The following is a 6,488-nucleotide window of genomic DNA, read 5'->3' on the forward strand; positions in this document are numbered from 1 at the left end:
CGATGTGACGCATTCCGTTTTCGCACCCTTGAAGTCCCCGCTCGCGAACGCTTCCTGGACCGGTGTGCGAGCATAAAAGGAACAGGCAAGCGCTCGGCCCGGAATGAATCCGCGGTCCCGACGGTTGCAACGTCGGCAAGCAGTCCGTACAACCCGGGAGAGAAGCAGATGTCCGTATCGGACGAGACCACCACCGTGAGCGACGGCATCCTCCTGTCCGACGCCGCCGCAGCCAAGGTCAAGGGCCTGCTGGAGCAGGAAGGCCGTGACGACCTGGCGCTGCGCGTCGCCGTCCAGCCCGGCGGCTGCTCGGGCCTGCGCTACCAGCTCTTCTTCGACGAGCGTTCGCTCGACGGCGACGTCGTGAAGGACTTCGGCGGCGTCAAGGTTGTCACCGACCGGATGAGCGCTCCGTACCTGGGCGGCGCCTCCGTCGACTTCGTCGACACCATCGAGAAGCAGGGCTTCACGATCGACAACCCGAACGCCACGGGCTCCTGCGCCTGCGGCGACTCCTTCAGCTAAGGCGCGAAGGCAGTAGCGGGTAGCAGTACCCACAGAAGGCGACGGCCCCGGAAACCCGGGGCCGTCGCCTTCTGCCGTGCCTGCCGTCCGCTTCCGCCCGGACACCCCTAGCCGCGCGGCACCACGCTGCCCGTGGTGTCGAGCACCTTCCGGTCACCCAGCGGCGCGTCCAGCGTCACCGTCCGCGTCAGCTTCTTGGCGATCATGATGCAGACCTTCTTCGGGTCGGGGACCGACTCGGTGATCGTCACCCGTACGGCGTCCGCGCTCTCGGTCGCGCTCGCCGCGTACGTACTGCACACCCCGCCCCAGAACGTCACTTCCAGCGTCCGCCCGTCGGCGCTGTACGAGATGAGCGGCCGCTGCGACCGTGCGGCGTCCCCCGAGCCGGGGCCCGGGGTCTTCTCCGGCTCCGGGGTCTTCGAGGGCTTCGCCAGCGAGTCCGGGTCCACCGCGACCTGCGTGACCGTCCTGCCCGTCCCGCCCGCGGCCGGGTGCACCGAGAAGAGCCACGACGGTACGAGCGTCTGCTCGCCCTCCACGTGCCGCATCGCAAGGCCGAACACTGCCTTGTCGACCGTCACGGTCGTCGTCCCGCGCTCCGCCCCGGTCCGTGTCCCGCAACTGTTCCCCGGCGACTTCAGGGTGCCGTCCTCCAGCGGTACGGGGATGGCACACCCCCCGATGCCACTGGAGGAAGCGTCCGCCCGGGCCGCCCTGTTCAGCTGGTTCAACGCGTCGCCCGCGCTGATCACCGGATACTCGGCGCCCTTCTCCAGACCCTTCAACTGCCCGCTGCCACCGGTCACTTCACCGTCGGGTCCCACCTGGATCCCGGTCGCCCAGCCGTACGTGGGCAGCCCGTCGACCACCGGGTCCGCGTTCACCACCCGTACCGAGCCCATCAGTTGGCGGGCGTCGAGGGCCGCGCCGTCCTGACCGGCCGCCTTCAGCACGGGCGCCGCGGCGGCCTTGGCGGCCTTCTCGCTCACCGGAGATCCTGTGCCGCCCGGCGCCATGTCCTTGCTCGAACACACCGTCGTACTCTGGCAGTTGTCCGTACCGCCGGAGCCGTACCTGGCGAAGGTCCAGGTGCCCGGCGCCTGCTTGTTCACCCGCAGCAGCGGACCCGAACCGTCCCCGTCGGAACCCACCTTCCAGGCAGTGCCCTCGGCCTGCGGGGTACCCGCCACGCCCAGCGCCTTCGCCAGCCGCGCCACCTCCGCCGCCGAGACCGTGCCTTTCGCGCGGTGGACAGCGGCCGTGTCCGGCCCGTCGGGCAGCTTGCCGGCCGCGCGGTAGACCAGGCCGCCGCCACTGGGATCGGGCTCGCCGACAGCAATGCCCTCGGGGGGCGCCGTCCGGCTGTCCGGACCGCCCGGCGTCTCGTCGAGCGCGAGCAGGGGAGGGGCGTTGTCACTGCTGCCCGCCCGGCCGCCCCCGTCGTCCGCCGCGGTGGCGGCCCAGTACGCGCCGCCGCCCCCGGCCAGCAGCACCGCTGCCGCCACCGAGGCAACGGCCAGCGGCGACCGCCGCCGGGGGCGGGTCACGTCGTTGTCGGGTCGCTCGGTGCTCACCGGATCGCTCCTTCGACTGCGTTGCCGTCACCGTGACCGTCGCACGGTCATCGCCTGTCCCGCGAGTCGGGGACAACAGTGGGACGGGGCGCAGGAGCACTCGGTTCCCCCCTGGGGCATCCGAGGGGTGTCCGGTGCGAGCGGCCGCCGATCTCAGTCGCCGTACTCGGCCATCGAGTCGATCAGCCGTGCGGACGCGGCCGGTACGGTCACGCCGTGAATCAGGGAAGGTGCCACAGGGGTGGAAGCGACCTTGGCGGGTACCACCCAGTGCGGAGCCATCCGTGCGCAGTCACCGCGCAGCTCGGCCAGGCTGATCTCGGACTCGCGCGGAGCGATGTTCTTCGACATGCCCGCACCGTAGGCACCGCAAGCCTCAGGATAAAAGCCCTACTATCGGGTAGTTTTTCCCCCTTCAAGGCGAGTGCGACGAACGGGTAGCGTGAACTGTCACGCCGTCCCGGGAGCGCAGTCACCCGTTCCCCCTCGACCTCCGCAGGAGCAGTCTCCCCGTGCGTATCGCAGTCACCGGCTCCATCGCCACCGATCACCTCATGACCTTCCCGGGCCGCTTCGCCGACCAGCTGGTCGCCGACCAGCTGCACACGGTCTCGCTCTCCTTCCTGGTCGACAACCTCGATGTGCGCCGGGGCGGTGTCGCCGCCAACGTCTGCTTCGGCATGGGCCTTCTCGGCACCGGCCCGATCCTGGTCGGCGCCGCGGGCTCCGACTTCGACGAGTACCGCGCCTGGCTCGACCGCCACGGCGTCGACACCGGCTCGGTCCGGATCTCCGAAGTCCTGCACACCGCCCGTTTCGTCTGCACGACGGACGCCGACCACAACCAGATCGGCTCGTTCTACACCGGCGCGATGAGCGAGGCACGGCTGATCGAGCTGAAGGCCGTCGCCGACCGGGTGGGTGGCCTCGACCTCGTCTCGATCGGCGCCGACGACCCCGAGGCGATGCTCCGCCACACCGAGGAGTGCCGCTCCCGCGGCATCCCGTTCGCCGCCGACTTCTCGCAGCAGATCGCCCGGATGGACGGCGAAGAGATCCGGATCCTCCTCGACGGCGCCACGTACCTCTTCTCCAACGAGTACGAGAAGGGGCTCATCGAGTCCAAGACCGGCTGGACCGACGAGGAGATCCTCGCCAAGGTCGGCCACCGCGTCACCACGCTCGGCGCCCGGGGCGTCCGGATCGAGCGGGCCGGCGAGGAGACGATCGAGGTCGGCTGCCCGGAGGAGGAGACGAAGGCCGACCCGACCGGCGTCGGCGACGCGTTCCGTGCCGGGTTCCTCTCCGGCCTCGCCTGGGGTGTCGGTCTGGAGCGGGCCGCCCAGGTCGGCTGCATGCTCGCCACCCTGGTCATCGAGACGGTGGGCACGCAGGAGTACACCCTGCGCCGCGCCCACTTCATGGACCGCTTCACCAAGGCGTACGGCCACGACGCCGCCGCCGAGGTCCGCACGCACCTCGCGTAGTCAGGACAGCCGGCGGACCACATAGGCCGAGCCACGGTCCGCCGGCTCCTCACCCACGTACTCCTGCTCACGCATCGCGCACCACGCCGGGATGTCCAGCCGCGCCGCCTCGTCGTCGGAGAGCACGGTCACCGTCCCGCCCACCGGTACCTCTCCGATCACCTTTGCGAGTTCGATCACCGGGATCGGGCACCGCTTGCCCAGGGCGTCGACGACCAGGGACGCGGTGGCGGCGGGGGAGGGGGCCGCCGAAACGGGCGCGCCCAGCCTCTCCCGTACCTCTGCCACCACCCCCGGCAGTACGCGGAGGAAGCGGTCGACGTCCTCCGCCGTGGTGCCGGCCGGCAGGGACACCCGGACGTTGCCCTCCGACAGCACCCCCATCGCCCTCAGCACATGGCTCGGCGTCAGGGTGCTGCTCGTACAGGACGAACCCGACGATACGGAGAACTCGGCCCGGTCCAGTTCGTGGAGCAGGGTCTCCCCGTCGACATAGAGACAGGAGAAGGTCACCAGATGCGGCAGCCGCCGCACCGGATCACCGACCACCTCCACATCGGGCACCAGCTCCGGCACCCGAGCCCGGATCAGGTCCACCAGCGCCCGCAGGCGTACGGACTCCGCCGCCGCCTCCGCACGGACCGCCCGGAGCGACGCCGCCGCCGCCACGATCGCAGGAATGTTCTCGAACCCGGCGGCCCGCCCCGACTCCCGCTCGTCCGCCGGGCCTTGAGGGGCGAACCGGACCCCCTTGCGCACGGCGAGCAGCCCCACCCCCGAAGGCCCGCCCCACTTGTGGGCGCTCGCCGCCAGCAGCGACCAGCCGGCCGGCACCGGACCCCAGCCCAGCGACTGCGCGGCGTCCACCAACAGGGGTATGCCCGCCGCCCGGCAGAGCTCCGCGACCTCGGCCACCGGCTGCTCCGTACCGACCTCGTGGTTGGCGGACTGCAGGCAGGCCAGTGCGGTGTCCTCGCGCAGGGCCTGCCCGTACGCCGCCGCGCTCACCGCCCCCGCCCGGTCCACCGGCACCTCGGTGAACGTCCCGCCCCGCGCCTCATGCGTGGCGGCCGCATGGAGCACCGACGAATGCTCGACCGCCGAGACCACCAAATGGCGGCCGACACGCCGACGCCCGGCGAGCGCTCCAAAGATCGCGGAGTGCACCGCCCGGGTCCCCGAAGAGGTGAAGGTGAGCTCGTCGGGGCGGCACCTCACGGCCTCCGCTGCGGCCTCCCGGGCCGCGTCCAGCAGCAGCTGGGCCCGCCGCCCCTCGCGGTACAGCCGGGCAGGGTCGGCCCAGCCCTCGTCCAGGGCGGCCAGCAGCGCCTGGCGGGCGACCGGGTGCAGGGGGGCGGAGGATGCGGCGTCGAAGTAAGGCACACGTCCACGCTAGCCCGCGCCCGCCACCACGTCGGGACCGGCCGCTCGCGCTGCAGGAGAGGGCCCGTCAGATGGCGGCCGGAGGCCCGGATTCCACCCCTTCGGGGTGTCGGGCGGCGCGTTGGGCACCCTCCCCGTGCGACCCCAAATAGCGTCCAGTAGGGTTTGGTCCGCATAAACATCCAAACCCCTGCCCGCGTCAGGGCGGCGACCGACCAGCGAGGACGGCCGCGCCGACCGCGCGGGCGAGACTCTCGGGAAGGCGCTACGTGAGTCCCAACGGCTCCGACCGCTCGTCGCGGCGCCCGATGCGGCGGAAGCTGCCGCAGGTGCTGACTGCGGGCCTGATCCTGGCGACCGCCACCGGTTGCACATACAAGGACTTTCCCCGCCTTGGTATGCCCACGCCGGTAACGGAAGAGGCACCACGGATCCTTTCCCTCTGGCAGGGCTCGTGGGCGGCAGCGCTCGCCACGGGCGTGCTGGTCTGGGGCCTGATCCTGTGGAGCATCATCTTCCACCGGCGCAGCCGCACCAAGGTGGAGGTTCCTCCGCAGACCCGGTACAACATGCCCATCGAGGCGCTGTACACCGTGGTCCCTCTCATCATCGTCTCGGTGCTGTTCTACTTCACCGCGCGCGATGAATCGAAGCTCCTCTCGCTCTCGGCGAAGCCCGCCCACACCATCAACGTGGTCGGCTACCAGTGGAGCTGGGGCTTCAACTACATCGAGAACGTGGACGGCTCGACCGCCACGGGCAACGAGGTCCCCAAGGAGCTCGGCGCCATCCCCGACCGGTTCCGTAAGCAGTTCCCCCCGGGTGCGGACGGCGTCTACGACGTCGGTATCCCGGGTACCCGGAACCCGCAGAACGGCAACCCGGGCCCGACCCTGTGGCTGCCGAAGGGTGAGAAGGTCCGCTTCATTCTGACTTCGCGTGACGTCATCCACTCCTTCTGGGTGGTGCCGTTCCTCATGAAGCAGGACGTCATTCCGGGCCACACCAACTCCTTCGAGGTGACTCCCAACCAGGAGGGCACCTTCATGGGCAAGTGCGCCGAGCTCTGCGGCGTCGACCACTCCCGAATGCTCTTCAACGTCAAGGTCGTCTCCCCGGAGCGCTACCAGGCGCACCTCAAGGAGCTGGCCAAGAAGGGCCAGACGGGCTACGTGCCGGCGGGTATCGAGCAGACGAACCCGGCCAGGAATGCGGAGACGAACAAACTGTGAGCATCCTCAACGAATCTCAGGGTGCCGCGGCAGCAGACGACTCGTACGAGGACGAGCTGCCGGTCCGGCGCAAGCAGCCGGGAAACGTCGTCGTCAAGTGGCTGACCACCACTGACCACAAGACGATCGGCACGATGTACCTGGTCACGTCGTTCGCGTTCTTCTGCATCGGCGGTCTGCTGGCGCTCTTCATGCGCGCCGAGCTGGCCCGTCCCGGCACGCAGATCATGTCGAACGAGCAGTTCAACCAGGCGTTCACGATGCACGGCACGATCATGCTGCTG

7 protein-coding genes are annotated in these 6,488 nt (G+C 70.2%); 4 read left to right on the forward strand and 3 right to left on the reverse strand.

What is annotated here, in order from left to right; all coding sequences use genetic code 11:
* Nucleotides 1-168 precede the first annotated feature (168 nt).
* Nucleotides 169-525 carry an iron-sulfur cluster assembly accessory protein gene (locus ABZV38_RS17580; RefSeq protein WP_024488899.1) on the forward strand — a complete coding sequence of 119 codons (357 nt, stop codon included), beginning with the start codon at nt 169-171 and terminating at the stop codon, nt 523-525.
* Between the two features lie 107 nt (nt 526-632).
* Here the strand turns inward: ABZV38_RS17580 and ABZV38_RS17585 are convergent, their stop codons facing one another.
* Both ABZV38_RS17585 and ABZV38_RS17590 read right to left on the reverse strand, forming a co-directional pair.
* Nucleotides 633-2,102, reverse strand: a complete 1,470-nt coding sequence (locus ABZV38_RS17585; protein ID WP_356327927.1) for a hypothetical protein — start codon at nt 2,100-2,102, stop codon at nt 633-635.
* A 153-nt stretch (nt 2,103-2,255) separates the two neighbouring features.
* Nucleotides 2,256-2,453, reverse strand: a complete 198-nt coding sequence (locus tag ABZV38_RS17590; RefSeq protein WP_356327929.1) for a hypothetical protein — start codon at nt 2,451-2,453, stop codon at nt 2,256-2,258.
* Between the two features lie 161 nt (nt 2,454-2,614).
* On the opposite strand from ABZV38_RS17590, the gene ABZV38_RS17595 reads away from it, so the two are divergent.
* Nucleotides 2,615-3,589: a carbohydrate kinase family protein gene (locus ABZV38_RS17595; protein WP_356327931.1), complete on the forward strand. Its 975-nt coding sequence runs from the start codon at nt 2,615-2,617 to the stop codon at nt 3,587-3,589.
* On the opposite strand, the gene ABZV38_RS17600 is transcribed toward ABZV38_RS17595, so the two are convergent.
* Nucleotides 3,590-4,972, reverse strand: a complete 1,383-nt coding sequence (locus ABZV38_RS17600) for an aminotransferase class V-fold PLP-dependent enzyme (protein ID WP_356327933.1) — start codon at nt 4,970-4,972, stop codon at nt 3,590-3,592.
* 269 nt (nt 4,973-5,241) lie between these two features.
* Here ABZV38_RS17600 and coxB point away from each other — a divergent pair, with 269 nt between their 5' ends.
* Both coxB and ABZV38_RS17610 read left to right on the forward strand, forming a co-directional pair.
* Complete coding sequence (gene coxB / locus ABZV38_RS17605) at nt 5,242-6,204, forward strand: cytochrome c oxidase subunit II (protein ID WP_356327935.1); 963 nt, start codon at nt 5,242-5,244, stop codon at nt 6,202-6,204.
* On the forward strand, nt 6,201-6,488 hold a 288-nt coding region (locus tag ABZV38_RS17610), incomplete at its 3' end, for a cbb3-type cytochrome c oxidase subunit I (protein ID WP_356327937.1). The genes coxB and ABZV38_RS17610, both read left to right, overlap by 4 nt.

It is taken from the genome of Streptomyces sp. NPDC005181 (assembly GCF_040608395.1).
GTDB lineage: Bacteria > Actinomycetota > Actinomycetes > Streptomycetales > Streptomycetaceae > Streptomyces.